Below are 25,181 nucleotides of genomic sequence, written 5' to 3' on the forward strand. Positions count from 1 at the left end.
TTACCAGTACTTCGCCGGGCGGCCGATGCCAGGCTCGCAGTCGATCGTGTACTCGGCAACGTCGGTGCCGAAGCGCGTGAGGTCGGCGAACCACGGCCCGCTCGGGTCCTTGCGGATCTTGACCAGGTCGCGATCAGCCAGGTAGTCGATCTCGCGGCGCAGCTCCAGGGGTGTGGCGTCTGGATAGATGGCGCTTGCGGCCGACAGCACGACGCTCTCGTGCGCGCCGATCGGGCGCGCGTTGTTGAGCGCCAGCAGGATGAGCCAGCGCAGGCCTTCGCGCCGCACCTTGGCGGAGTCGATGTTCATTGAGTCCCTCCCAGCATTGAGCGCAGCTGCGCGTTTTCGATTCGCCCCGCCAGGCCGTCGAGCTTGGCCTCGATCACGGTCTGCCCACGGATGTAGTCGTCCCGCATGACGTAGCGCAGCGGCAGGTCGGCCTGAAACTTCAGAAATTCGCGCTCCACGCGCTGCCACTGGATGGTCTCGTCGCGGTTGACCTGCTCGATGCCGTCGAGCCGGGAGGCGAGTTGCACCTGAGCCTCAGCGCGTGTCTTCTCCTGGTTGGCGAATCGCTCGTCCAGGTTCTTGCCGATCAAGCGCAGGATGAGCGCAGCGCCACCGGCACAGAAGGTGAAGAACGAGACAAGCAGGCCGACCAGCTGCCAGAAATCAGCTTGCAGCGTCACTGCTGGCCTCCGTCTAGGTAGTCGAGCAGATCGACCAAGCGGCCGGCGCAGATGCCGTAAAGGTCGTAGAGGTCTTTGAGCGTGATGAGCACGGGGTCTACCTCACGGCCTGTCGGCGGTTGGGTTGGCGCTGGGCAGCGCGAGGTGTATTCCGCTGGCAGCGGCTTCTGCAGCGCGGGCGTGGGCCTGGGCGAGCTGGCGCATGCTGTCAGCAGGAAACAGGCAGCCAGCGCGATCGCCAGCGGTCGGGGTGAGGCCATCTTTGAACTCCTGGGTTGACTTGGCATCGGCGCTCTGGCGCTTCGCGAGCGCGTGGCGCATACCGCGGCTGACCTGCGCTGCCGTGTCGATGAGGCCTTGGTGGGAGCTGATCAGGTTGGTGAGCTGGCCCACGGTCTGCGCGTCCTGCTTGGCGGTTGTTTCCGCAACGCCATCGGCGTGCCCGACATACAAACCGCCGCCCGCGCTGGCCACCGAAGCAAGTACGAGGGCGAGCAGCCAGTAAGCGGCGCTCAAAGGGCACCTCCCCAGGAGGCATAGCGCGGCTGCAGGTCGACCAGGATGCGTCGGGGGTAGCCGAGGTTCTCGGCGCAGTGGCTGCGATGACGCTTTGCACTGCCGCAGGCAGCATCGACCGCCGCCCGATCCGGGCCTGCAGCGTTGCGCGCCTCGGCCTGCCAATGGCCCAGACCGCCGTTGTACCCACGCAGCGCCACCCACATGCGATCGCGCTGGCCGTAGGTCTTCGGCGTTCGCTCGAAAAGGTAGAGGTCGTAGGTGACCAGCGCACGCATCGCCCACGACGGATTGAAAGGCTGGTTGGCCTTCAGCGCCGGGTCCACGCCTGCGATCCACTGTGAGGTCCCGGGCATGAACTGCGCGAGCCCGGCCGCACCGACCTGCGACACGGCGCCAGGTCGCCAGCCGGACTCCTGGTGGATCTGCGCGGCGAAGGTGGCCACGGGCGCCTCCAGGCCCCACACCGCCCGCGCAGTGCGCGTCAGCTCGGCGCGGTAGCCGTTGGCCGCCTGCGGCACCTGAGCGCGGGCCGAACTGGGCCAGACCAACCAGGTGACGAACAACGCCAGCATGACGGCCCAGACGACCAGCTTGGCGTTGCGCCGCCACCGGGCGACCCGAACGAGATCCCGCTCGAATGCTTCGTCTCGGGTGAACATCACAGGCCCAGGGCGATGCCGACGATCGCCACTCCGACCACGAGCGCACGCCGCAGCATGGCAAGCGCATAGACCATCTCGTATCCCTTCACCACCCGGTAGTCGGCGCCGAACTCGGGCTCGTCCGTGCCGAGCCGCCAGTCACGCTCCAGGAAGCCGTCAGGGCGCGCGTAGGGAAATAGCGCACGGTCCAGCCAGTAGCCCATGACGCCGGCCAGTACGACGAGCGCGGCTTTGTAGAGCACAACCGGCAGTTGGACGGGCGAGATGATGGCGATGATGGCCAGCAGCACCACCGCCGCGGCGAGCCAAAGGGAGTTGCGCGGCGCGCGCAACCAGACAGGGATCGAATCGGACAGTTTCACGTTGCGCTCCAGTAGAGGACATAGACCAGGGAGCGGTCAGTGTCTCGACGGAGCGGCGTGCAGTCTTATGACGGGGGTCAATATCTCGCGGGGCGTTCGGCCGGCACGATGGCCCGCCCGAATCCCCGGGCTACACCGAAGAAGGTTCCATGACGGACATCAGCAAACACCCCATCCTGCGCGAGATCAGCACGGTGGTTTCAGCGATCGAATCCTGCGGCGCATCGCAGAAGTTGACCAGCGCGGTCATCCTGGCGAGCAGCCTCTACAAGTCGGCCGAAGCGTTGATCGACGCCCAGGCCGCGACCAAGGAAGTGCAAGCGCTCGCACGGCGGCTCACGCCCGCCGACATCGATGGCGCGATCGTTGACCGGCGCTTTCACCGACTGCCGGAGACCGCAATCACGATCTGCGAGCTGACGCTGCGCAACGGTGCGAAGGTGCTGGGCCACAACTACGGCAGCATCGACCCGACGAAGCAAGACTGGGCGCAGGGCGAAGCCGCTGCGTTTGCGCTGGCACGCGAAAAGGTTTGGGAATTGGAGGGTTACCTCCTGCGGGAGCGGCTCCATGCTGCACAGTGACCCGTACTGGCTGGTGTGGCGCACGGGGCGCGAGCCCGGTTTCCCGCCGAGGTTCCAACACACCAGCTATGCAGCAGCTCGTGCTGAAGCCGACTTACTGGCCCGGGAGAATCGCGGCACGCAGTACGTTGTGCTGGAGACCGTCAGCGCCCACCGCGCGGTGGACATGGAGGTCGTTGACCTGCGACCCGATCGCGGGATTCCGTTCTGACTGGGAGCGCTCGGCTGCCTATCCCCCGCCCAACACCTTGCCGGTAGGGCCCTTTCCTTGTTGCGCGTGCTCCCAGAGCGCTTCTCTGTATCCCTGGGTCGCTTGTGTACCCGAAGCAATGAATTTCACTTTCATGGCCTCGTATGCGGACCCTATCTTCTCCGTTCCGCCCGGGTAATTGAACTCCTTGAGACGCAGGAGCATGGCGCCTTGCCGGCCGTGCCCAATCTGCACGAACGGATCACCTAGGGCGAGTTTTTCAATCGCCTCCTCTGAAAGCCCTGTTTTCTTTGAAACCGTGCCCACGGTCGACCACTCAAACTCCGAACTCGCCAGCACCTCTCGAATGCGCTCCCGCTGCTTTTCCTCCATGTCCCACAGTTCGGAGAGAGGCCCGGGCTGCGTTGGCGCGCTGGATTCTTTGTGTGGCTGCGAAGGAGTCGACTTGTTCTCCTCCGGCGTAGGCGCAGGCTCGTCGGCGGCTAGGGCATCCTCAATGTCCGACAGGTCGATGTCAGTCTCGAAGCCATCGTTGACTGCTTTAGGCTTGCGGCCACGCTTTGCACCGGTCGTCGAAATTGAATTTGGTGGGGGAGTTTTGTCCTCGATCAGTCCCACCAATTCGCCGCCCAACTTCTCCAGGCGCTCCTTCAGCGCGCCCAGAGCCTCGTGATCTTTTCGGATCGACTCCATCCTCGTGCGGATGTCATCGCTGGCTTCGAGCAGCGACTTGCGAGCAGCCCGAACGTCGAACCCGAAGAAGCCCACGGCGAGCGCGGCAAAGACAGCGAGAAAGATACCTGCAGCCCATGCAGCCACCTTCACGAAAGTGACCAAGTCTCGATCGAGCGTCAGCGTGACTTGTTGAGGTCCGGCAGGAGCGACCGACTGCGCGGAGACCGCCATTGCGGCAAACGCCAGCGCAAGCACGGCAAGATACCGCGCGGATGATGGCAAACAAGGCCTAGGGCTCATGGCGTGACTCTCCGTTCTTTTGGCGTACGTGGCGTCACAGGCGTGCAGCGCAGGCCTGCGCCGCTGCTAGGCTTTGCTTCATGCCGTCTGTCGAGAGCGCGTCCGAATCGCGCAAGGTGTCGTAAGGCCAGAACCTTAGGCGCAGCTTGATGGATCGGGCGCCGTTGAGCTGGTCGATCAGTTGATCCTGCGCGACAGACGAGAAGCCGACCGCGTGCTGATTGATCGAGCGCGTGATCGGGAGGAACTCGTTGGCATCGACTTTGATGCCCATGCCACTGAGATCGTTGTGAAAGAGGTCGCCGCCGACATCGATCGTTCGCACGGTCACGGCACGCGCACCCTTCCCAAACGTCACTAGCACGCGCGCTGCAACAGCGTTTCGCGACGCCATAACGTAGGTGTACGGAGACCCCGCAAAGCATGCGACGGTGCCAGTCATTTCGTCTTGCTGGCGAATGAACTCCCAACGCTCGCCAGGCCGACTTCCGGCGCCCCACGTCTTGACCTCATCGGTGGCCTTGCTGACGCCTGGGCACTGCGCCTCCTGGTAGGTCACTTTGCCGTCTGCGGCAGTGCATTTGTTGATGGCCCACGCCGGCGCTGCCGCCGATAGCGCCAGTGCAGCGGCGGCCAGCACCCTCACCCTCGATCTGCTCATCGTCGGGCTCCTTTGCGCCTTGCAAGAACGGCCCGCAAGCCATCGATGTTCGCTTGAGCCTGTGCCGCCACGATGCCCTCGACGCGGCGGATTCGGGTCATCCAGATCCCGATAGGCGTCAACAACAAAACGGAGCCACCAACAAACCACCACTCGATGCCTTCAATAACACCGGCCGGCCCACTGGTCAGACTCAGAATGCTCGCCCCAATCCTTGCCACCATCCCGAGCAAGATCGCGGCCATCAGCATCGAAGGTATGTTGAACCAGTAGCGGCGCCAAGCTCGCCAGAACACCGCGCGCTCCTCTCTCAAGGACTCAACAAGTTCGTCGGTCGGCAGTTCCCACCAGGGCATTTCGGGCACTCCTTCTGCGGGGTAGCCCGACGTCCAGTAGTGATTGTGGTTTGTGATGCTTCCAGCCGCGACCTGGCCTGCGTCTCCGTGAATCTCAATGCCCCCACCGTTCTTCATTTTCCCCTCGGCTTTTTTGGCTTCCCCATGTCGATGGAGAAGCTGCTTTGTTCGACATCGCCCTGTATCGACTGCCCCACGCGGCCATGAATGACCACACCAGGCGAGCCCGTGGGTGGTGCACCCCCAGCTGACACGAGCGCACCGAGCGCTGCCTTGCGCACCGCCGGGGAGGCATCTCGGTAGAAGTCAACCATCGTTCGCTCTTCGGACGACAGAACGCGGAACTCTGCCTCGCCGCCGCCGAGGATGTAGTTCAGGTCAGCGCCCATGTCGCGGCGCATCACAAGCAACGAGCTGCCATCAGGTAGCCGCTTGCCTGTCTCCCATCCAGTCACTGACTTTCGATCTACGCCGATTCGAGAGGCGAACTCGGCCTGCGTGAGCTTCCCGCGCAGACCTTGGATACGCCTCCCCACCTCGGCAAACGGCCCCTCTTGGGTCATAAATTGCCCTTGCACATGGGCAATTTATTGCCCATAATCCAGCACACACAAGTTTCAACAAACGCGCATCAACGCCAATTGATGCACACAAAACGGAACGCAGAAATGCCACTGAAAACCCGGCAGCAAGTCCGCGAAGAATTCGGCCGCAATGGATGGTCCTACTCGGGCTGGGCGCGAAAGTACAACTACTCCTCGGCCCTGGTCTCGGAAATCCTGAGGGACGACGACAGGACTCCTCGGCGCAAATGTCTGCGCGGTGAGAGTCACAACATCGCCGTCCAACTCGGCCTCAAGGAGGGCAAGGTTTCCCGTGCCCACCTACCCACCATGTCGCCGGCCTGAGCCCGCACCATGTTGGGCTTTCATCTTACATACGGTTTCCCTTTCCTGTCGTTAAGACAATTTTGGGTGATCGGCTCGCGGGCCACTAGCCCCAGCAGCGCTTTTTCTTTGGAAGCGCCAATCGGAGGCGTCCGAGCATGACTCCAATTGGCCGCCGCAATTGGAAGCGTCTGCGGGCCACCAGCCTCCGCCATGCGCTGGAGCTGTGCAAGGACCACGCTCGCGAAAAGCTCAATCGTTCGGTAGAGGGCATCGCCTCCGAAATGGGCATCGCCGACCACTGGACGGTCTACAAGTGGCTGCAGACGGGCCGCATCCCCGCGATCCTCATCCGCCCCTTCGAGACGGCCTGCGGCATCGACTTCGTGACGCGCTGGCTCGCGGCCAGCAGCGGGCGCATGTTGGTTGACATCCCCTCGGGCCGCGCGCTCAAGGACACCGACCTGGTCGAACTGCATTCCGGCTTCAGCCAGGCGCTGAAGCTGATCACGGACTTCTACGCCGGCAACGCGGATGCCGAAACGACCGGCGCCGCGCTCTCTACCCATCTGGAAAACGTCGCATGGCACCGCGCCAACGTGACGCAGCACAGCGCCCCCGAACTCGACTTCGATTCCGAATGACAGGACCCGCCATGTCTACCTTCGCCAACTCTTCATTGTTCCGGGCCGTCATCGGCTCACGCCTCCACGATTGCGAGTTCGTGGTCTTCTTCGATTGCCCGATGGGAGAGCCCCCCGCGTGCCACGTCGAAGACCTCGTGGCCGCTGTGTGGCATGTCGGTGCGCAAGACCTCGACATCTACAACGTCAACAGCGAGCGCGAGCTGATCGAACAGGCGATCGCAGGCCCGGCCACGGGTGACCTCCGCCTGTTCGAGACCGGCGCCTATCAGAGTCACCCGATGTTCGCCGACCCCTCGCGCACGCTGTTCCTGGTGCGCCCCTCGACGCAGATGCGCCTGGCTGCCGCGCAGATCCTGCTGCCCATCGTCAGCGAGTCGGCGCCGGCATGAGCGCGGATGACAACAAGGGCAGCGCCCAGGTGCTTCGCGCGTTGCGCATGGTCACCTGCCTTGCCGCCGAGCCGCTGCGCGGCCTCTCCAACAAGGATTTGGCAGAGGCGTTGCACGTCCCCCCCAGCTACATCACCCGCACCGCTGAATCGCTCGTCGAGGCGGGCTGGGTGATGAAGGACGAAACCACCGGGCGCTTTCGCATCGCCCGCGAAGCAGCCCGCGTGGGCATCAAGACGATGGCCGCCCTGGACCAGCACGAGAAGCAGCTGGCCGAGGTGCGCCGCAATTTCACGATCACCGACTAACCAAGGAAGAAAAGCAATGGCACGAACAAAGACAGCATTGACCGTGGTGGAGGCGCCTCAGGTCAACGAGGCGGCTCTCGAACGCGCGGAGAGCGCCAGCGTCGAGCTGGCCCACCTGGAGGACGCAGCCAGCGAGCGCGCCGCCTTGATGGCCAAGGAGCTGGGCTACGAAGGCTCGCTCGACGTTGGCGCGCTGGAGGATGGCATCCGCTTCTATCAGCGCCGCACGGTCGAGGCGATCCTCGAAACCGGCAAGCGCCTGGCGCTGCTCAAAGAGCAGACTCCGCACGGCGAATTCACCAAGCGCGTGGAGCTGCTCGGCTTCAGCGGACCCACCGCCCGCCGGTTCATCCATGCCGCCGCGAAGACCGCCAAATCGCTCAATTTGAGCGATTTGAGCACCAAGGTGAAGAACGCCAGCGCGTTCCTGGAGCTGGTCACCCACGACGATGACGTGCTCGAAAGCCTCGGCGAGCTGGACGACATCGACCGCATGAGCGCCACGCAACTGCGCGAGGCGCTGCGCCAGTCCGAGAAGGACTCCCAGTTCAACGCCGAGAAGCGCCAGAAGGCCGAGCAGCGCGCCGACGCGCTGGAGAAGAAGCTCGGGGGCAAGCGCCCGGTGGTGGTGCCGCTGGACGAGCGCATAACCCCGTTCCAGCTCGAAATCACCGAGCGCCAGAGCCTGATCGAGAAGGCGGTCGCCGCGCACCTGGAAAGCGCCACCGCGCTGGAGACATGGTGGATGGCCGAGCTGGAGGGCGACCAGGACGGCGCCGAAATGCCGCAGAGCGTCAAGCTGGTGCTGCTCACGCTCGATGACGCGGTCAACCGCACCGCGTCCCTGGTGGGCGCCTTGCAGAACGAGCTGGAGACCCGCTTCGGCGCGGACATCAGCGCGGCCCGCCAGTACTTCATGTCCACCGGTGATCGTGGCTGAGGTGGACGAGGCCATGCCAGCACTCTCCCCGGAAATTCACCAGTACGTCTGCCGCCTCGCGCGCCAGCTCGATGCGGTGGAGCACGGCGGTGCGACACCCCTTGTGCAGCAGGCGGCGAACTTCCTCAACTGGTCGCCGCAGACCGTGTATAGACACCTGAAGGCCGCTGCAGGGTGGTCATCGGGCCGCCGCGCGCGCAGCGACAAGGGTTCCACCAGCGTTTCCTCCGATGCGCTCGCCACCTTGGGCGCAGCGCAGCGCGAGGCCATCCGCGACAACGGCAAGCAGACGCTTTTTACGACCACCAGCCGCGGCATGCTGGAGCAGAACGGCATCAGCTTCGGCGTGAGCAACGGGCACCTCAACCGCCTCATGCGCGACCGGAAGCTCAACGTTGCAGCGCAGCGTGTCGCAACGCCGGTGCAGCAGCTGAGTGCGCCGTATCCGAACCACACGCACCAGGTCGATCCGTCGCTCTGTCTGATGTACTACATGAAGGGGCGCCAGTACATCATTCGCGACCGCGAGTTCTACAAGAACAAGCTGGACGGCATGGCGAAGGTCCAGTTCAAGCTATTCCGCTACGTCCTCTACGACAAGGCAAGCGCGACGGTGGTGCCCTGGTATTGCGAAGCCCAAGGGGAGAACCAGCACAACCTGTTCGACTTCCTCATGCACGCCTGGGGCGAGCAGGACGGGCGCCTGTTCCGCGGCGTGCCCCGCTTCATGCTCTGGGACAAGGGCAGCGCCAACACGTCGGCCGCGATCAAGAACCTCTTGAAGCAGCTGGAAGTCGAGCCGCTCGACCACGAGGCGGGCAACGCCCGCGCCAAGGGCGGCGTGGAGAACGCCAACAACATCGTGGAGACCCAATTCGAGTCGCGCCTGCGCTTCGAGCCGGTCGACAACATCGAGCAGCTCAACGCGGCGGCCAGCGCCTGGGCGAATGCCTACAACGCAAACCTGATCCCTCATCAGGACACGCGTCTGCGCCGCGCCGGGCTCGCGACCTCGACGGCTCGCTACGACCTGTGGCAGCTCATCACCGCCGATCAACTGCGCCTGCTGCCCCCAGTGGAGGTGTGCCGCGCGCTGATGGCCAGCAAGGAGCAGCCGCGTCAGGTGCGTCCGAACCTCAGTATCAGCTTCAAGCATCCCGCCGCTGAACGCCCAGGCACCTATAGCCTGCGCGGCCTGGACGGCGTCAACGTGGGCGACACGGTGCAGGTCCGAGCCTTGGTCTACGGCGATAACGCGGTGCAGATCGAGGTGCCGCGCTACGACGGCGAGACGCTGATCTACCGCGTCGAGCCGGAGACGGCCTTCGACCGCTTCGGCCAGCCCGAAGCCGCGGCCGAGATCGGCGCCGAGTACAAGTCCGCACCGCGCACCGAGGCCGAGCTGGCCGCGAGGACGATGGATGCGAAGGCATACCCGGGCATGGATGCCGACGAGGTCAAGGCTGCGCGAAGCAAGAAGGCTGCTCCCTTCGAGGGGAAGCTGGTCGCGCACAGCTATCTGCAAGACGTCGAGCTGCCCACGTACCTGCCGCGCAGCGGCACGGAGATCGAGGCGCCCGCGCATGCCCAGGCGGCTCTCGCAACCGCGATGCTGGACGCCACTGAAGCGATGCTGCGCCTGCGCGCCGGCATCGGCCGCAACCTCACGGGCGACGAATACACCTTCATGACGGCCCGCTATGCAGAGGGCGTCCCGGAGGACCAGATCGACGCTCTGGTGCATCAGTTCACCGCGCCGGCCGAGCAGCCGATGCGTGCGGCTGGTGGACTGAGGGCCGTCTGACATGGCAGCACTCCCACTCCTGAAAGACGCGCTGGCGCTCGTGAAGCGCAGTCAATCCGACCTGGCGAAGCACCTGGGCGTGAGCCCGGCGAGCGTGACGCTGATGGTGAAGTTCAACAAGTGGCCCAAGGGCTACGGCGGCGAGTTCGAGCTGCGCGCTCGGATCGTCGGCTACCTGATCGAGCACGGCCTACCCACCGACGTGGCGTATGCAGCGCTCAACGAAGCACCCCCGGCGACGTGCGCCAACACGACGCCAGGGGCCGCGGCAGATGCCGCTATCTCCGGCCCCCCAACGAATCTAGAGGACCCCTACATGCTACTCCGCAAGCACACCATCAATCGCGAGGCGCGTCAGCACTTCCGCATTCCGCGCGACCCGTTCACCGATGAAATGGAGTCGGACGCCGACGTGTTCCTCTCCGAAGACATCCGCTATGTGCGGGCCTCGATGCGCCAGACCGCCAAGCACGGCGGCATGCTGGCAGTGGTCGCCGAGTCGGGCGGCGGCAAGAGCACGCTGCGCCACGACCTGGCCGACTGGATTCAGTCGGCGCGCGAGCCCATCACCATCATCGAGCCCTATGTCATCGGCATGGAGGACTCGGACAAGAAGGGCAAGCCGCTGAAGTCGGCCGACATCACCGGCGCCGTGATCCGCACCGTGTCGCCTGGCACGCCGCTGCGGGCCACGTACAGCGATCGCGCTGCGCAGATGCACAACATCCTCAAGCAAAGTGCCCAGGTCGGCCGCAAGCATGTGCTGATCATCGAAGAGGCTCACGCCCTGGCCACGCCCACGATCAAGCATCTGAAGCGCTTCTACGAGCTGCAGGACGGCTTCAAGAAGCTCCTGGCCATCATCCTGATCGGGCAGACCGAGCTGGAGTGGAAGCTCTCCGAGCACAACCCCGAGGTGCGCGAGGTGGTGCAGCGCTGCGAAATGGTCAAGCTGCCGCCGTTGGACAACCACATCGAGGCGTACCTGCGGCACAAGCTGCAGCGCGTCGAGCTGGACTTCGACGCCCTGATTGCTGCCGATGCGGTCGAGGCGATCCGCAACCTGCTGCGCCACACGGTGACCGAGGCCAGCCGCAGCTCGAAGCGCGAGAGCCGCGTCGTGTCGTTGTGCCACCCGCTTGCGATCAACAACCTGGTCAGTGCTGCCATGAACGAAGCGGTCAAGATCGGTGCGCCCAAGGTGACCGGCGCGCTGATCACCGCCGCGGTGCGGGCGTGAGGGGAAGCGATGAAGCGCTACCTCATTTCCATCACCATGCCGGACGGTTCGCGCGGCAGGCACTCGGGCCTCTATGCCGATGGCTTCGACGCCGTCATCACCGCGTTGGACAACTTCCCCGACGCGAAGCGCATCAGCGCCATGAGGGTCACCTCGTGATCGGCGTTCGCACGGAGATCCGCTCCGACCTGGCCGAACGCACCGCGGTGGGCCAGTGGTTGTTCTTCGGCTTCTGGCTCGTCCTGTTCCTCGGCTGTGCCCTGGTCGCGTTGGCGATCAAGGACAGCGAGCAGCGCGACCACGAGCTGGAGCTGCAGCGCGTCCACACCAGCGGCATGGACGCTGGCTACAAGCTGTGCAAGAGCGAGGGCCGGTGATGTCGATCTTCGTCAACACATGCCCCACGTGCGGCGCCGAGGAGTCCATCGATTCGGTCATCTTCCGGGTGATCGATGACGAGGAGGTCCGCGGCCTGGTCAGCGACGTGCTGCAGCGCAGCTTCGCGCTGGGCGGAACGCTGATCCGCTACATGCGCCTGTTCAAGCCGCCGAAGCACCAGTTGAACTGGGCGCGCGTGCGCAAGGCGCTGGCCGAGTTGGTGCCCGACATCCAGCGCGGCTCGATCGAGCGCAACGGTTCGATCATCACCGTGTCGACCGACCTATGGCTGGCGGCGTTCAACGCCACCTTCGACGCCACCACCAAGGGCACGCTGCGCCTGCCGCTGGCCCACAACGGCTACGTGTATGGCGCGCTGTTCAACCTGGCTGAGAAGGCCGCAGCAAAGGCCGAGGAGCAGCGTGAGGTCGATCGGCGGCACTCGCGGCGCGATACCGTGACCGTGGATGGCGAACCCATGGCAATCGGCGATGCCCTCGGCGTGGTCTTCGGCGGCGTCGACCCTGCACTGGCGAAGGTCGAGGCGGCCTCGCGCAACGCTGCGCCTGTGCCGCAGCAAGTCCTCGACTACCGCGCCAAGCTGGGCGGAAAAGGCGGTGCGCCATGACCGGCGACGAGCAGTTGCAGGTCAGCCTGCTGGCTCTGCTGCCCAAGGGCGGCGAGCCGGTGCAGGCCGCAGCCTTGGCAGCGCTGACTGCCTCGGCCGAGGAGCGCGTGGTGGAGGTGCTGTCCGCGGCCCTTCGCGTCGGCCTGGTCCGGTTCGATGCGGCGTCCTGTTGCTTCGCTGCCATCAAACAGGGAGACGCACTGTGACGCCCGCCGAGCAAGCCATCGCCGCCCAGGCGCTCATCGACCAGCTGACACCGTTGGTCGCGGGCGTGCCGCAGGAAGTCGTTCTAGACGCGCTGCTCGCGATGTTCCACGCCACCGCGATCCATCACCCCGGTTGCCTGGAACGTGCCGTCAGCGACGCCACGTTCGTCGCGATCACCTTGTCCAACCGACTGTTTTTGCAACAGGCGCCCCACGGGGCGTCCATCCACTGAAGGAATGCCATGAACGCACCAACGAACCCGATGGTCGTGATCGAACTTCACGCCCGCGCCTATCGCGAGGCCAAAGACGTCCTGGTCGAGCGCGCGCAGGCGTTGCACGATGAACTTCAGGCGTCCCAGCGCCGTGCCATGCGCGGGCTCCGTAGTGCCGTGGCCACGCTCAACGAGAAGCGCGACGAGCTGCAGCACGCGTTGGAGGAGCAGCCGCAGCTGTTCACGAAGCCCCGCACCGTCGTTTTCCATGGTGTCAAGGTCGGCTTCAAGCTCGGCGCCGGGAAGATCGACTGGGCGGATGACGACCAGGTCGTGAAGCTGGCCCGCAAGTACTTCCCGCAGCAGTTCGACCTTCTGGTCAAGACGACGGAGAAGCCACTCAAGGAAGGCCTCAAGAACCTCACCGCCGTCGAGCTGAAAAAGCTTGGCGTGTCGGTCGAGGGCACCGAGGACGTGCCCGTCATCAGCGACACGACGGCCAGCGTGGACAAGCTGGTGAAGGCGCTGCTGAAGGGCGCAGAAGACGAGGCTGAGTCGTGAGCACCGCCGACACCGCCCGCAATGTGCAGGGCTTTCTGTCTGCCACCAATCGCCCGCGATGCGGCAACTGCAAGCACGGCAAGGAGTTGATCGCCGACCGCATGCCGCCGTTCGACACGCGCAGCTGGCGATGCACCCGAGGTGGCTTCTCGGTCACTGCCGGTGCGATCTGCGCCAAGCACGAGCCCACCCTCATCGCGCGCACTGCTTCGACGGATGCCTGAGACGGATATGAGTTTTCTCCTTGGTCGAGTCCGGCGTGCCAGCCGTTCGGCCTTTACCCCGGCGCTTTCGGGCGCCGGGGCTTTTTCATTTCAAGGTGTTGATATGCGATCTGATGTTTCCGCGGCGATCCTGGCCATCCTGGGCTCGCTCCTCATGGCGGTCCTGGCCAACCCGGCCGTGCCGTTCACTCTGCTCCTGGTGAGCTGCGCCGCCTGGGTGGTGCACGGTAAACGCCGCCGCATGTGGGCGCTCTGCGCGCAGATGCTGGTCTTCGGTTCGTTCTGCCTGCTCGGTGTGTGGAACACCTGGCTTGGCCCCTTGGTGTTGGGCTAGCCATGGAAACACCGGAAATGACGGCTCGCGCCTTCGAGATCGCCGACGACTCGATGTTCAGCCTCTTGATCAACCACTGCGTGATCGGCGACGAGCACGCCACGATCCTGGGCCTGGTTGATGAAGCGGGCATCGAAGTGCGCTCGCTGGCCGTGGCTGATCCCAACGTCATCGAAGCTGTCGAGTGGCTCATGCCCCGCGGTTACGTCGAGGTCGCAGCTGATACCGATGGCGAACACGTCCTGGTCCTGCGGCGGCCTGGAGAGGATTCCTGACATGAGCGCCGAACGCCTACGACTCATCAAGCTGATTCACGTCGCGCGCCGCGATCTGGAGAAGGCCGGGAAGATGGACGAGCCGACCTACCGCACGATGCTGCAGACAGCTGGAGGTGCTGATTCGGCCGCGAAGATGGGCGTTCCAGCGCTCATGCGGGTTTTGGAACAGGCCAAGAAGGCCGGCTTCAAAGTGCGCTCCAAGGTCACCGACCGTCGCCAGGACACGAGCCCGGAGGCTCGCAAGGTCCGGGCGCTGTGGCTGTTCCTGCACGAGCTACAGGTTGTTCGGGATTCCTCCGAGACCGCGCTGGCCAGCTACGTGAAGCGCATCGCCCACGTCGAGGACATGCACTTCGCCGACAGCCTGGCGATGCGCAAGCTGATCGAGTCCATGAAGAAGTGGGCCATGCGATTCCTGCCTGCCGCCGTCGACCAGCTGCAGGTCGAGGTGCACGGTGCGCGCGTGGCTGGTCGGCTGGACCAGGCGCAGGAGCAGGCCGTAGAGGAGGCGCTACGCCGACTACTGGCCTCCGATGGGTTCGACGCCCACTGGGCCGCCTGGACGGCGTTCTCGGCCGCCATCGGCCGCTCGACGGACGCTGACATGCAAGAGGCACTGGGAGGCCGCTGATGAGCAACGACTCTAGGATGAGCGAACTTCGCAACGAGCTGCTGGCCGACTTGGCTGGCACGGCGGAGCGTGCATTGATAGAGAACGAAGTGCCGCCCGCCGTAGCGGCGATCATCGCCAGCTCGGTCGCCGACCATGTGGCCGATCACTGGGGCGGCCAGATGATCTACATCCCTCGCGACTTTCAGCGGAAGCTCGCCCAGATCGAGCTGGAGATCTTCGACGCCTTCACCGGCGCGAACATCCCGGAACTCTCGCGCAAGTACGAGATGACCGACAGCGGCCTGCGCCGCCTCATCACGCGCGTTCGCGCCAAATTGGCGTCTTCTCGGCACGAGCAGCAGCTCGACATGCTGGAGCCCCCGCAAGACCGCTCAAAGTGAGCGATTCGCGCTGCGGGGGCGCTTTACCGCCCGCGTAAAGCCGTTACACGCCCCGTCCCAAGCAATCCCGTCCAGTCCCGGCAAATCCCGATTTATCGCGCCGTTTTGGGTTGTCGTTTCTCAATACCGTTCACCGTTAGTCTCGTTGTAGGCCGGGATGTAGTAGCGCTTGTCGAAGACGTTGTTGACGTTCACGGCCAGCGTCAGCTCGGGCGTGGCCTGGTAGGCCAGCCGCGCGCTCCACACCGCGAAGCCCGGCACCTTGTACGTGCGGTCGTAGCCCAGCGTGTGGCTCTGCACGCTGAAGCCGCCGCCCACGCTGAGCTTGCTCCACGCACCGGGCAATTGGTAGCTGGTCCACACACGCAGCATGTGCTTGGGCGTCCACTGGCTGAACACCTTGCCCTTGTTGTCGGGGTCTTCCAGGAACTTCGTGGTGTTGAAGGTGTAGCCGGCCGTGAGCTGCAGGCGCGGCGCGATCTCGCCGCTCACCTCGGCCTCGATGCCCTGGCTGCGCACCTTGCCGGACGACTTGGAGCAGTACCAGCCGTCACAGGCGTAGCCCGCGTCGCGGTCGGCCACGGCGCGGTTCTTGTGGTCGTAGCGGAACACGGCCAGCGAGGTGTTCAGGCGCCCGTCCATCAGCTCGCCCTTGACGCCCAGCTCGTAGTTGCTGCCGATGATCGGCTTGAGCCCGTTGCCCGACGCGGTGCGTTCGGTCTGCGGCTCGAACACGTCGGTGTAGCTCGCATAGGCCGACCATTGCTTGTTGAGCGCATACACGAGGCCGACATAGGGCGTGACCTCGCCGGAAGCGCTGACGGTGCTGCGGATCTTGTCGGAGCGCACGGTGTAGAGGTAGTCGTACCAGCTCACGCGCGCGCCGACGATGGCCGTCAGCGGCTCCGCGATCTTCGCGCGCCAGGTGCCGTAGATGCCCTTTTGCCGCACGTCGTAATGCGGATCACTGGCGCGCCCGCCGGCCGCGACGATGGTCTGGTAGTTCTGGGGCGCACGGTAGTGGTCGATCGCGAAGATGTTGCCGCCGCCGCTGAAGCGGCGCGCATACCTGTCGTTCGACAGGAACCTCATGGAACTCGCGCCGATGGTCACTTCGTTCTGCATGCCCAGCGCTTCGAAGCGCCCGTTCAGGTAGGCGTCGAAACCGAGCTTGCGGGATTTGAAGGCCGTGTCCCAGTCGGCGAAGTCGACGCCGCTGCCATCGGCCTGCACATCGCCATGCATGCGCTGGTGCTGCGAGGTGTTCTTCTCGTTCATGCCCAGCGCGGAAAACTTCAGCTTCCAGTTGTCGTTGAAGCGATGCGCCAGGTCGGCATAGAGGGTGGTCTGATCGACTTCGGTGTGGTTCCACACCGCGCCCGTGAACACCGAGCGCGGCAGGCCAATGTCGCGGCCATCGGGGTAGCGCGGAAAGCCGCGCAGCATGGGCCGGCCCTTCATCTGCACGTTGCTCACGCCGACGCCCACGGTGGTGTCGGGCGAGAGGTCGTGGTCGAGCGCGGCGTAGAGCGTGCGGGTGTTGCTCCACACCGAGTCGGTGAACGAATGGCTGCGGTCTTCGTCGATCACCACGCGGCCGCGCACCGTGCCTTCAGCATTGAGCGGCCCCCCGGCATCGAGCTGCGCGCCGTAGTGGTCCCACGAGCCGGCCTTGCCGGTCAGCGTGAGCGTCTTCTCGGCCTGGCCACGCTTGCGCACGAGGTTGACCGCGCCACCCGGGCTGCCCGTGCCCTGCAGCAGGCCCGAGGCGCCGCGCAGCACTTCGAGGCGGTCGAAGATCACCATGTCTTCATTGGCCCAGTTGCCCAGCGAGTACATGTTGCGCGGCACCGGCACGCCGTCGTATTGCCAGGCGTCGATCTGGAAGCCGCGTGACGACAGGATCATGCCGGGCCCCACGCCCTTGACGCCGACGATGCCGGTGACGCTGTTGGCCGCATCGCGCAAGTCGACCAGGCCCTGGTCGTCCATGCGCTGGCGCGTGAGCACGCTGACCGATTGCGGAATGTCCTTGAGCGCCTGCTCGCCCTTGCCGATGGTCAGGGCGCGCGCGGTGTACGAGCGCGTGCCTTCGGTGGTGGCACTGCGCTCGGCCTGTGCCATGACGGTGACGGGCGCGAGCGTGGAGCCGCCGGCTTCGCTCTCGGACGGAGCGCCGATGGTCGACGGGCGCAGTGCATAGGAGCCGCCCGCGCCGCCTGCCGCTTCCAGCCCCGAGCCGGCCAGCAGCAGCGCGAAGCCTTCGCGCACCGCGTGGCTGCCCTGCAGGCCGGCCGATCGCTTGCCCTGCACGAGTGCGGGCGGCATCGTGATGCTCACGCCCGCGGCTGCAGCGAAGCCGGACAGCGCCTCGTCGAGCGCGCCGGGCGCAATGCTGTAGGCCTTGCGCGGCTCGGCCTGTGCTGCCGGCGTGGCCGATGCGCCGGCGGCGGGCGGGTTCTGCGCGGCGGCGGAGCCTGCAGCGGCGCAGGCCATGGCGAGCAATGCGCCATGCACCGCGCGCGAGACATGGGAATCGAAGGGAAGCGGTTGGCGACGGGCCATGAAGTGATCTCTCGCGAAAGGTGTGAAGTTGCTGTTCCTCAAGGCTTCACACGCGAGAAAAGGAAAGGGGACACGTAGCGGCAAAAAAAAGATTTCTGCCGCGCCAAACCGGCCGGTGCGCCAGCCGACGCTTCAACCGCCCGGCGCCACCACCGTCACCCAGTAGCGCGTGCGAAAGAGCACGTCCACCGGCAACGCCTGCGGCAGGCTGTCGAGCACCGGGCCGGTGTCGCGCAACTGGAAGACGCCGGACACGCGCAGGTCCGCCACCGCCGGGTCGCAGCGCAGAACGCCCGGCCAGTAGCGCGCGAGTTCGGCGATGAAGTCCTGCAGCCGCATGTTCTTCGTGCGCAGCACGCCACGCGACCAGTCATCCGTCTCCGGCCCCGCAGCCGAGACGCTGCCGACCGCCGCCGCCGAGAACCCAGCCTGCTCGCCCGCCTGCAGCACCACGGCGAGGCCGCGCGCATCGTCGGGCCGTACTTCCACCGCGCCATCGAGCACCGCGACATGGCTGCGGCGGTCTTCGTACTGCCGCACCACGAAGCGCGTGCCCAATGCGCGCAATCGCCCTTGCGCCGTTTCGACGATGAAGGGCCGGTATGTCGCATCGCCGGAGGCCACCGCATCGGGCGCGGTGTCGATCAGGATTTCGCCCGCGCGCAACCGCACGAGGCGCTGCTTCGCGTCGTACGCCACGTCGATGGCCGTCGCGGTGTTGAGCTGGATGCGCGTGCCGTCGGGCAGCCGCAGTTCGCGGCGTTCGCCGGTGGCGGTGCGGTGGTCGGCCATCCACTCGCGCGCCGGCGAAGCACGCCATGCCAGCCACCCTGCGGGCGCGGCAGTCAGCAGAACGGCCAGGGTCTTGATGGCCGCGCGGCGCTCGGTGCGTACCTTGCGGCCCAGTGCCGGCATCGACAACGCGCCCGGCAACATGCCGAACTTGCGGCTCACCAGCTCGGCGCGTTGCCAGGCCGCTTCGTGCACCGGATCGGCCTGGCGCCAATGCGTCCAGCGCGAATGGTCCGCCGCCGTGGCCTCGCCAGACTGCAGCAGGAAGAACCATTGCGCCGCCTGCATGGCGATGCCTTCGTCCACCGCTCCGGTTCGCTGTGCGCTCATGCCACCAGCAGGATGCAGCGCGCCATGGCCTCGGCCATGTAGCGCTTGACGGTGCGCTCGCTCACCGACAGCCTGGTGGCGATCTGCGCATAGTCCAGGCCTTCGAGCTGCGCCATCAGGAAAGCCTGCCGCACCGGCAGCGCCAGCCCGTCGAGCATGGCGTCGATCTCCTGCAGGGTTTCGAGAATGATGGCCTGCTGCTCGGGCGACGGCGCCTGCGGCTCGGGCAACGCGCTCAGCGCTTCCAGGTAGGCCTGCTCCAGCGAACGCCGGCGGTACAGATTGACCAGCAGCCGCTTGGCGACCACCGTGAGATAGGCGCGCGGCTCTCGCAGTTGCCAATCGCCCTGCTTTTCGGGCGTGTGCTCGGGCGCGGTGAGGATGCGCAGGAAGGTGTCCTGCGCGAGGTCCGCCGCGTCGAAAGCGTTGCCCAGCTTCTTGCGCAGCCACGACTGGAGCCAGCCGTGGTGGTCGCAATAGAGCGCTTGGATGTGCGGATGATGAAGAGCGGAATCGGCGGCCATGGCGAACGGGGCGCGGCGGCCGGGGCCGCCTAAATGAGAATTGCTCGCATTTTAGGGGGCCGCCGTTCGCTCCGGGTTTTCAGGCGCCTCAGAACTTCCAGTCGAGACTGGCCCTGACCGACTGGTCCTTCATTTTCGACGCGAACTGCCCGCTGTAGGCCAGGCGAAGCGTCGCGCGAGGCGCCACGCGCAGGTCGAGTTCCAGTTCGGCCAGCGTCGCGTTCTTCGCCACTGGCACGCCGGTCACCGTGAACGGTGCGCTGCCCAGCAGCGTGGACGTCATCTGCGGCGTGAGGTCGCCGAAACCATGCCGCCAGCCCAGCGAAGCCCGCGCCGTGGCACCCACGCCGGCGAGTTCGAAGTCCATCGACGTCCTTGCGCCGAGCGTGCTGAAGGTCACGTTGGTGTCAGTGCCGCTGCCGTACAGCGCCGCCAGGCCGCCCCGCTCGCGCAGCTTGCCGCTCGACAGGTTCACGTGCGCGAGATTGGCGAAGGGCTCGACATCCGCACCGCCGGCCTTCAGCTTGTAGGCCAGCTCTCCGAACACTTGCGCCGTGCGGGCGTGGGAGCTGCCCTGCAAGCTGTCGGCAAAGCCCGGGAACGACACCGAACGGCGGGTCGACAGCTGGTTCCATGTGAGGGCAAGGCCCGTGCGCACGGCCAGCGGACCTTGCTCGGTGCCGCCATAGACGCCCAGGTGGTAGTTGTCGCTCGACCCCGAGGCCTGGCGGTCCTGCACGTCGAAGCTGGTGTGGCTCACGCCGGCCACCACGCCGATGCGTCCTTCATCGAACAGCCGGCCGTCCACGCCGCCCATGAAGCCGCTCGCGGAACGCGAGAGCCTGCCGACATTGGCATCGCCGCCCGCATGCCCCCAGGAGCCGAAGGCCTGGCCCCACACGCCGTAGCGGCCGGGAACGCTCGCAAGGGTCTGCGCATCCTTGCTGCGCGCCTGCGCTGCGTCGCCGTTCGCCTCGGGCGCGGAACGCAGGCGGCGCAGCACCGCGTCGCGCACGAAGCGGCTGTCCTCGATCAGCGCGGTCTTGGCCGAGGCATGCAGCTCGCCGCCGAGCTGGTCGAAGGCCGCGCGCGCCTGCGCCCCGGTCTGCAGGTTCAGCACCGCCAGCTTGAGGCTGCTGGCATCGGGCAGGGTGTCCGCCCCCATCGCGGCGGCGGCCTGGTTGCGCGTGGCGGCTGCCGCGGCGAACGGTGCCACCTGGGCGATGTCCAGGTAGGCGCTGGCGGCGTCGTAGCTGAGCTTGGGGCCGACGAACAACGAGATGGGCGTCGTGTCGCCCGACAGGCCGGCATAGGTGCCGACGATGCCGCCGGTGGCCGTCAGCAGGCTGTAGCGCTGGCCGAAGACGAAGGGCGCATCGCTGGTGCGCACGATCTGGATGGTGCCCCCCTGCAGGATGGCCTTGCCGCCGACCACGATGCGGTCGCTGGCGCCGCCGGGTGCCACTTCGGCCTGATAGAACGATCCGGCCGCCTGCAGGAAGTCGCCGCGCACCGTCAGCGTACCGATGGAGTTGCCCGGTGCCACGGTGCCGCCGGCGGCGATGGTGGCAGCGCCCACCGAGCCCGTGCCGCGCAATGTGCCTCCGGCATTGACGGTGGCGTCGCCCGCGGTGCCGTTCACTGTCAGCAGGCCCGTGTTGTTGACGACCGATGCCGAGACGATGGAGGCCGCCTTGTCGATCACCAGTTCGCCGCCATTGACGCGCGTTTCGCCCGTGTAGGTGTTGTTGCCCTGCAGCGTGAGCTGGCCGGCGCCGCTCTTGGTCAGGCCGGCTTCGTAGGCGGTGGGGTCGGCCAGCTTCTTCGTGAGGTAGGCCACGCGGTCGTTGGCTGTGCTGTACGAGAACTGCATCAGGCCTTTGACACTGTCGACCTCGCTGTCGGCAATGCTGAACGAGCCGGCATTCAGTGCAGTCGTGAGCTGCCCGCTGATGCTCTGGGCAAGCCAGTTGTACGCGGGGTTCGCGGCATAGCTGTCCAGATACGAACCGTACGTCGTGCCGGCCAGCAGACGGGAGAACACCGAAGCCGCGACGGCGTTGCCCTGCAAGGCCTGATAGTCGGCGGCGAAATTCCCCGTTGCGATGGAGGCCGCCAGTTTCTTCAGCAGGGGAACGGCATCGGTGCGCAGGCCGCCCAGGTACGTCGCCAGTTGATCGCCCGGAAGACTGCCCGGCAACGTCGCCTTCTTCGCCTGCCAGCCATTGACCTCGGCCTGCTCTTCCGACTTTCTCTGGACGATGGCCTCCTGCGAGATGTCGTTGCGCCAGATGTCCTTCTGCCCGCCGGGCAGGTTGTAGTCGAAGCGGCCCAGAAACTGCGCCGGGCCGTTCATTGCTTTCTGGAGATCGACGAGGCCCCAGCCGACGATCGCATTGGGAACCTTGCTGTTGCTGATCTTCAGCAGTGTGATGTCGCTGAACACCACGGGGTCGCCCTTGATGATCGGCTTGCTCGTATCCACCTCCATGTTCTGGGACGTGGTGAACAGCACTGTCAGCGCCTGTTCGTTCGTCATGTAGGGGTAGCGCTCCATGATCAGCGCCAGGGCCGCCGACGCGTGCGGTGCCGCAGCCGACGTGCCGTTGAAGTTGGCATAGATGGCCGACGGGTTGGTCGCACTGCCGGAGTAGCTGGTCGACGACGTTCCCGTGGGCGCGGCCACGCACCAGTACTTTGCAATGCCGCACTTGTTGTAGACCTGCCCTTGCTGCTGGGCGTAGCCGGTGGTCGTCATCCAGTTGCCTTCCAGCTCCGGGTGGAAGTACGGCAGCGAGCCACGCAGGCTGGCGTTGTCATAGCCGGTGTTGCCGGCACTGAAGTTGTTGACGACCCCGTTCATCGAAACCTTCATTGCCGCGTTCAGCCAGGTGCCCTGGCCGTTGTTGGCCACGCTGTGCTGCCTGTAGGCATTGACGATGTTGTCCAGCGTGCTGTAGTTCTCGCTGCCGGGCTGCGAGCCCCAGCTGTTGCTGATGATGCGCACGCCCGTGGCCGCCAGCGCGTCGTAGGCGGCCGAAAAGTACTTGGCGTCGGAAGCAGGAAACTTGGGATCGGAGACGCCGAACAGGAACCCGTCCGTGGCGTTGGTGTTGGCCTCGTAGATGGTTGCGTTGAATGCCACGCCGTGCATGTCCTGCCCATCGCGCGCGGCGCCGATGGTGCCGCTGACCAGCGTGCCGTGCGTGTTGTTGTTTGCGTTCAGCACGCCCGGAACCCCGTTGCTCGTGACCGGCAGAAAGCGGCTTGCCGGCAGCCCCGGATGCTTGTCGTAGTAGCCCGAATCGAGAATGCCGATGGAGATGTTCTTGCCCGTGTACCCGGCGGCGTAGGCGTACTGCGCCTTCATCGCGGCGAGCCCCCATTCCGCATTGAACTCGCTGGTGCGCCAGCTTTCGGGGTCCCCGATCTTTCCCGGGTCCTGGTAGCTAGCCGGCTGCGCGTTGGCACACGAGATCGACAGCAGCACCAGGCACGAGCCAAAGACATTTCTGCGAAACGGAGGCACCTTCATTTTTTATTCCCTGTTGGAGTTGGAGGCCGACGAAAAACCGCTCGTCGGATGGCGGTAAAAAATGAAACGGCGATCCACTGCAGGCGCGCGGTTGCCGTTCCGCCTGCCTGCTCAGAGGACGAGGCGTGTCTTGAACATCAGGGTGATGCGCATCACGGGACAGGCGCGCGAGACGCCGCGGGCCACGTGGAACACAAAGCCAGGAAAGACCAGCAGCCGGTTCGGCTTGGGATAGATGGCAGCCAGGATGTCGCTCTTGTCCTTGTTGAAGATCAAGGTCTCGCCGCCCCAATCCGGGTCCCAGTGCGTGTGCGGGTAATAGACGGCGGTGCAGGCGCCCCGTTCCACCGAGTCGGTGTGCGTGGCGCCGTCGCAGCCGTAGGGCAGCCCGTTGGCGTAGCAGCGCTCCAGCGCATGGCCCGCGAAGTGGGATTGCTTCAGCCGCTGCCAGAGCGCGTGGACCGGGGGCGCGTTGCGCGCAAGCTCGGCCTCGACATCCGGCGAAGCGCTGGCTTCGGCGGCATCGAGACTGCCCGCGAAATGCCGGTGCCAGAAGGTCTGGATGGCATCGCTGTCGTGCGAGCGCCAGCCATGCGACCAGTTGCCCGACGAAAGAAAGGAATGAAGGTCCTGCTGCGCCTCAAGGGGCAACAGGTCGTCGACCACGACGATGTCTTGCCAAGGCCGGACGCCCTTGCCGGTTGTTTCTTTCACAGACTCTCCCTGCTCTTCTCATTTTTTGAAGCGCGCGGGATCGGCAGAACAGACGCGGCGCGCACCTCAAGGGCAACGACGCCGAACGATCCAGTTGTTTCCGGAAACCCACGCAATGCAGCTTCTAGCAATGGCTGTGCCACCCCCTGGCGCACGGCCTGCAAATCGCGCAAGCCCGATGGGGTATACCTTTGTCGTACCTATTGCAACATTGTTGCATCAGATCGGGTGCGCGTACCTTGGTGAAATCCCGGGTCGCCTCCGCCCATGCGCCTAGGCCGACTGGCCAATTGCCCTTCTTTCCCGGCCAACCTACAGTGCCCTCCCGCCCCTTTCATCGGCGTGCATGTGCCACTGACACGGAGATTCCTTGAGATGCAATCCCTCGTTTCCTGCTATGCCTGCTTGGGCGCCTGGGGCGTGGGGTTGATTGCTCTCCAGTTGCGGCGGCCCCCCAGGCTGAATGCAGAGCCCCAGATGCGCTCCCTGATCTGCGCCTGCAACGCCTCGGTCAGCGCATCCGACATCGCCCCGGCCGACCCACCGGGCATCGCGTCCAGCAGCGCCCACGACGCACGGCCCGCGCGGCCCGCGCCATCGCCGTTTCCGACTCTGCCCTTCGCACGCACCACGCCGATCCGCTCACCCGGATAAGCGCACACCCCGCACCCAGGCGCCGGCGTCGGGCGTCACAACGCCTTCGCGAAACTGCCGCGGTGTCACGCCGATCCGCTGCCTGAACCGGCGGCTGAAATAGTCCGCATCGCTGAAGCCGCATTGCCGCGCGATGTCGCCGATACGCACGTTCGACGTCAGCAGCAGCTCCTTGGCGCGGTCGAGTCGGCGCTCGGTCACGAGTTCGGTGAAGGTGCGGTCGGTCTGCTTCTTCAGCAGGTGCGCCAGGTAGTTGGGCGACAGCATGGCCGCCGCAGCCGCCTCGTTGAGCGACATCTCTTCGCCCAGGTGGTCGCGCACATAGCGCATCACGCGCTGCAAGGCGTCGCGCCGCGAGCTGCGTCCGCTGTGGCGCTCGGCCTGTTCGATCAGTTGCGCTTCATGCCGCTGGCACGCGAGCGCAATCATCTGCAGCAGGATGCCGCGGATCGCACCCGCTGCCGCAAAGCCGCGTGCGCGGTTCAGCGCGGAGAGTTCGTCGAACCAGCCCAGGATGCGCGTGAAGTCCGCTTGATCGAAACCGAAGTCGACGTACTCCTGGAACAGGAACGGCGCCAGCTCGGGCACGCGGGCCACCGGCACTTCTTCCAGGTCGAGCGGCTCGACGGCCAGCTCCGGCCAGAGAAAGCCCTGGTCGAAGTTCACGATAGCGTAGCGCGCGCCTTCGGGATGCGGCACCACGTGCACGCGGTACGGCAGCACGAAGCTCAGGTGCCCCGCATGAAACGGCCGCACCGCGCCGCCGATGAGCTGCTGCGCGCCGCCCTCGATGCTCACCTGGATCTGGAAGTACTCGTGCCGGTGCGGGCGCGCGAGCACGTCGCGCGCGCCCTCGAAGCGGATGTCGAAGTCGAGATGGTTCGCACGCTCCTGCATGCCGTAGAGGCGGGAGCTGGGAGGACGGGCCGGACGCATCGCGCGATGGTAAGGCCGGCCCCGGCGTGGTGGTTGCGTCCTGTTTTTGCGTAGATGCG

The 25,181-nt window shown here is 65.7% G+C and carries 36 protein-coding genes and 1 pseudogene; 21 read left to right on the top strand and 16 right to left on the bottom strand.

Annotation, left to right across the window (positions count from 1 at the left end; all coding sequences use genetic code 11):
• The 5 genes from H7F35_RS05680 to H7F35_RS05700 form a co-directional block, all read right to left on the bottom strand.
• Positions 1-309 (bottom strand): hypothetical protein, encoded by a 309-nt coding sequence (locus H7F35_RS05680; protein ID WP_187111974.1) that lies wholly within the window; start codon positions 307-309, stop codon positions 1-3.
• On the bottom strand, positions 306-689 hold the full coding sequence (locus tag H7F35_RS05685) for a hypothetical protein (protein ID WP_187111975.1): 384 nt from the start codon (positions 687-689) through the stop codon (positions 306-308). Before H7F35_RS05685 ends, H7F35_RS05680 begins: the two co-directional genes overlap by 4 nt.
• 102 nt (positions 690-791) lie before the next feature.
• Complete coding sequence (locus tag H7F35_RS05690) at positions 792-1,205, bottom strand: hypothetical protein (RefSeq protein WP_187111976.1); 414 nt, start codon at positions 1,203-1,205, stop codon at positions 792-794.
• Positions 1,202-1,780, bottom strand: coding sequence for a transglycosylase SLT domain-containing protein (locus tag H7F35_RS05695; protein WP_261803752.1), 579 nt, complete (start codon positions 1,778-1,780; stop codon positions 1,202-1,204). The genes H7F35_RS05690 and H7F35_RS05695 overlap by 4 nt, the downstream gene beginning before the upstream one ends.
• An 86-nt stretch (positions 1,781-1,866) precedes the next feature.
• Entirely contained in the window at positions 1,867-2,214 is a 348-nt protein-coding gene (locus tag H7F35_RS05700) for a putative holin (protein WP_187114161.1), read from the bottom strand.
• A gap of 167 nt (positions 2,215-2,381) precedes the next feature.
• Here H7F35_RS05700 and H7F35_RS05705 point away from each other — a divergent pair, with 167 nt between their 5' ends.
• Entirely contained in the window at positions 2,382-2,816 is a 435-nt protein-coding gene (locus H7F35_RS05705) for a Gp49 family protein (protein WP_187111977.1), read from the top strand.
• Positions 2,803-3,027 carry a hypothetical protein gene (locus tag H7F35_RS05710; protein ID WP_187111978.1) on the top strand — a complete coding sequence of 75 codons (225 nt, stop codon included), beginning with the start codon at positions 2,803-2,805 and terminating at the stop codon, positions 3,025-3,027. The genes H7F35_RS05705 and H7F35_RS05710 overlap by 14 nt, the downstream gene beginning before the upstream one ends.
• Before the next feature lie 18 nt (positions 3,028-3,045).
• Here the strand turns inward: H7F35_RS05710 and H7F35_RS05715 are convergent, their stop codons facing one another.
• From H7F35_RS05715 to H7F35_RS35095, 5 genes and pseudogenes are all read right to left on the bottom strand, one after another.
• A complete protein-coding gene (locus H7F35_RS05715) occupies positions 3,046-4,002 on the bottom strand; it encodes a hypothetical protein (RefSeq protein ID WP_187111979.1) in 957 nt (318 codons plus the stop codon).
• 34 nt (positions 4,003-4,036) lie between these two features.
• Positions 4,037-4,663, bottom strand: coding sequence for a hypothetical protein (locus H7F35_RS05720; protein ID WP_187111980.1), 627 nt, complete (start codon positions 4,661-4,663; stop codon positions 4,037-4,039).
• Entirely contained in the window at positions 4,660-5,019 is a 360-nt protein-coding gene (locus H7F35_RS05725; RefSeq protein ID WP_187111981.1) for a hypothetical protein, read from the bottom strand. The genes H7F35_RS05720 and H7F35_RS05725 overlap by 4 nt, the downstream gene beginning before the upstream one ends.
• A 113-nt stretch (positions 5,020-5,132) precedes the next feature.
• A complete protein-coding gene (locus H7F35_RS34685) occupies positions 5,133-5,408 on the bottom strand; it encodes a hypothetical protein (RefSeq protein WP_261803536.1) in 276 nt (91 codons plus the stop codon).
• Between the two features lie 60 nt (positions 5,409-5,468).
• A pseudogene (locus tag H7F35_RS35095) lies at positions 5,469-5,582 on the bottom strand (hypothetical protein); the annotation flags it as partial.
• A 105-nt stretch (positions 5,583-5,687) separates the two neighbouring features.
• Here H7F35_RS35095 and H7F35_RS05735 point away from each other — a divergent pair.
• The 18 genes from H7F35_RS05735 (at position 5,688) to H7F35_RS05820 (ending at position 15,072) form a co-directional block, all read left to right on the top strand.
• Entirely contained in the window at positions 5,688-5,927 is a 240-nt protein-coding gene (locus H7F35_RS05735; protein WP_187111983.1) for a DNA-binding protein, read from the top strand.
• A gap of 137 nt (positions 5,928-6,064) precedes the next feature.
• Entirely contained in the window at positions 6,065-6,550 is a 486-nt protein-coding gene (locus H7F35_RS05740; RefSeq protein ID WP_315970472.1) for a hypothetical protein, read from the top strand.
• A gap of 11 nt (positions 6,551-6,561) precedes the next feature.
• Complete coding sequence (locus tag H7F35_RS05745; RefSeq protein ID WP_187111984.1) at positions 6,562-6,942, top strand: hypothetical protein; 381 nt, start codon at positions 6,562-6,564, stop codon at positions 6,940-6,942.
• Positions 6,939-7,250, top strand: a complete 312-nt coding sequence (locus H7F35_RS05750; protein ID WP_187111985.1) for a helix-turn-helix domain-containing protein — start codon at positions 6,939-6,941, stop codon at positions 7,248-7,250. The genes H7F35_RS05745 and H7F35_RS05750 overlap by 4 nt, the downstream gene beginning before the upstream one ends.
• Before the next feature lie 16 nt (positions 7,251-7,266).
• Positions 7,267-8,190: a hypothetical protein gene (locus H7F35_RS05755; RefSeq protein WP_187111986.1), complete on the top strand. Its 924-nt coding sequence runs from the start codon at positions 7,267-7,269 to the stop codon at positions 8,188-8,190.
• Between the two features lie 13 nt (positions 8,191-8,203).
• Complete coding sequence (locus tag H7F35_RS05760) at positions 8,204-9,994, top strand: DDE-type integrase/transposase/recombinase (RefSeq protein WP_187111987.1); 1,791 nt, start codon at positions 8,204-8,206, stop codon at positions 9,992-9,994.
• A gap of 1 nt (position 9,995) precedes the next feature.
• Positions 9,996-11,234 (top strand): ExeA family protein, encoded by a 1,239-nt coding sequence (locus H7F35_RS05765; protein WP_187111988.1) that lies wholly within the window; start codon positions 9,996-9,998, stop codon positions 11,232-11,234.
• A gap of 9 nt (positions 11,235-11,243) precedes the next feature.
• Positions 11,244-11,393, top strand: coding sequence for a hypothetical protein (locus tag H7F35_RS05770; RefSeq protein WP_187111989.1), 150 nt, complete (start codon positions 11,244-11,246; stop codon positions 11,391-11,393).
• Complete coding sequence (locus tag H7F35_RS05775; protein WP_187111990.1) at positions 11,390-11,611, top strand: hypothetical protein; 222 nt, start codon at positions 11,390-11,392, stop codon at positions 11,609-11,611. Before H7F35_RS05770 ends, H7F35_RS05775 begins: the two co-directional genes overlap by 4 nt.
• Positions 11,611-12,240, top strand: coding sequence for a hypothetical protein (locus tag H7F35_RS05780; protein ID WP_187111991.1), 630 nt, complete (start codon positions 11,611-11,613; stop codon positions 12,238-12,240). The genes H7F35_RS05775 and H7F35_RS05780 overlap by 1 nt, the downstream gene beginning before the upstream one ends.
• Positions 12,237-12,446 (top strand): hypothetical protein, encoded by a 210-nt coding sequence (locus tag H7F35_RS05785; RefSeq protein ID WP_187111992.1) that lies wholly within the window; start codon positions 12,237-12,239, stop codon positions 12,444-12,446. The genes H7F35_RS05780 and H7F35_RS05785 overlap by 4 nt, the downstream gene beginning before the upstream one ends.
• Entirely contained in the window at positions 12,443-12,679 is a 237-nt protein-coding gene (locus H7F35_RS05790; RefSeq protein ID WP_187111993.1) for a hypothetical protein, read from the top strand. Before H7F35_RS05785 ends, H7F35_RS05790 begins: the two co-directional genes overlap by 4 nt.
• Positions 12,680-12,688: 9 nt before the next feature.
• On the top strand, positions 12,689-13,222 hold the full coding sequence (locus H7F35_RS05795) for a host-nuclease inhibitor Gam family protein (protein WP_187111994.1): 534 nt from the start codon (positions 12,689-12,691) through the stop codon (positions 13,220-13,222).
• A complete protein-coding gene (locus H7F35_RS05800; protein WP_187111995.1) occupies positions 13,219-13,446 on the top strand; it encodes a hypothetical protein in 228 nt (75 codons plus the stop codon). The genes H7F35_RS05795 and H7F35_RS05800 overlap by 4 nt, the downstream gene beginning before the upstream one ends.
• A gap of 7 nt (positions 13,447-13,453) precedes the next feature.
• Positions 13,454-13,780, top strand: coding sequence for a hypothetical protein (locus tag H7F35_RS05805; RefSeq protein WP_187111996.1), 327 nt, complete (start codon positions 13,454-13,456; stop codon positions 13,778-13,780).
• A 17-nt stretch (positions 13,781-13,797) separates the two neighbouring features.
• Entirely contained in the window at positions 13,798-14,055 is a 258-nt protein-coding gene (locus H7F35_RS05810) for a hypothetical protein (protein WP_187111997.1), read from the top strand.
• A 1-nt stretch (position 14,056) separates the two neighbouring features.
• Complete coding sequence (locus tag H7F35_RS05815; RefSeq protein WP_187111998.1) at positions 14,057-14,689, top strand: regulatory protein GemA; 633 nt, start codon at positions 14,057-14,059, stop codon at positions 14,687-14,689.
• The gene (locus H7F35_RS05820; protein ID WP_187111999.1) at positions 14,689-15,072 is read left to right on the top strand and encodes a Mor transcription activator family protein; all 384 of its coding nucleotides are present in this window, start codon (positions 14,689-14,691) and stop codon (positions 15,070-15,072) included. Before H7F35_RS05815 ends, H7F35_RS05820 begins: the two co-directional genes overlap by 1 nt.
• Before the next feature lie 120 nt (positions 15,073-15,192).
• Here the strand turns inward: H7F35_RS05820 and H7F35_RS05825 are convergent, their stop codons facing one another.
• From H7F35_RS05825 to H7F35_RS05845, 5 genes are all read right to left on the bottom strand, one after another.
• Entirely contained in the window at positions 15,193-17,637 is a 2,445-nt protein-coding gene (locus tag H7F35_RS05825; protein WP_187112000.1) for a TonB-dependent siderophore receptor, read from the bottom strand.
• 132 nt (positions 17,638-17,769) lie between these two features.
• Entirely contained in the window at positions 17,770-18,759 is a 990-nt protein-coding gene (locus H7F35_RS05830; protein ID WP_187112001.1) for a FecR domain-containing protein, read from the bottom strand.
• Positions 18,756-19,283, bottom strand: coding sequence for a sigma-70 family RNA polymerase sigma factor (locus tag H7F35_RS05835; RefSeq protein WP_187112002.1), 528 nt, complete (start codon positions 19,281-19,283; stop codon positions 18,756-18,758). The genes H7F35_RS05830 and H7F35_RS05835 overlap by 4 nt, the downstream gene beginning before the upstream one ends.
• 88 nt (positions 19,284-19,371) lie before the next feature.
• Entirely contained in the window at positions 19,372-22,818 is a 3,447-nt protein-coding gene (locus H7F35_RS05840; RefSeq protein ID WP_187112003.1) for an autotransporter domain-containing protein, read from the bottom strand.
• A gap of 111 nt (positions 22,819-22,929) precedes the next feature.
• Positions 22,930-23,532, bottom strand: coding sequence for a 2OG-Fe(II) oxygenase (locus H7F35_RS05845; RefSeq protein WP_187112004.1), 603 nt, complete (start codon positions 23,530-23,532; stop codon positions 22,930-22,932).
• A 477-nt stretch (positions 23,533-24,009) separates the two neighbouring features.
• On the opposite strand from H7F35_RS05845, the gene H7F35_RS05850 reads away from it, so the two are divergent.
• Positions 24,010-24,186: a hypothetical protein gene (locus H7F35_RS05850; protein WP_187112005.1), complete on the top strand. Its 177-nt coding sequence runs from the start codon at positions 24,010-24,012 to the stop codon at positions 24,184-24,186.
• On the opposite strand, the gene H7F35_RS05855 is transcribed toward H7F35_RS05850, so the two are convergent.
• The gene (locus H7F35_RS05855) at positions 24,175-25,122 is read right to left on the bottom strand and encodes a helix-turn-helix transcriptional regulator (RefSeq protein ID WP_261803537.1); all 948 of its coding nucleotides are present in this window, start codon (positions 25,120-25,122) and stop codon (positions 24,175-24,177) included. The two genes, H7F35_RS05850 and H7F35_RS05855, sit on opposite strands and share 12 nt — an antisense overlap.
• Positions 25,123-25,181 lie beyond the last annotated feature (59 nt).

It is taken from the genome of Variovorax sp. PAMC26660, assembly GCF_014302995.1.
Taxonomy (GTDB): domain Bacteria; phylum Pseudomonadota; class Gammaproteobacteria; order Burkholderiales; family Burkholderiaceae_C; genus Variovorax.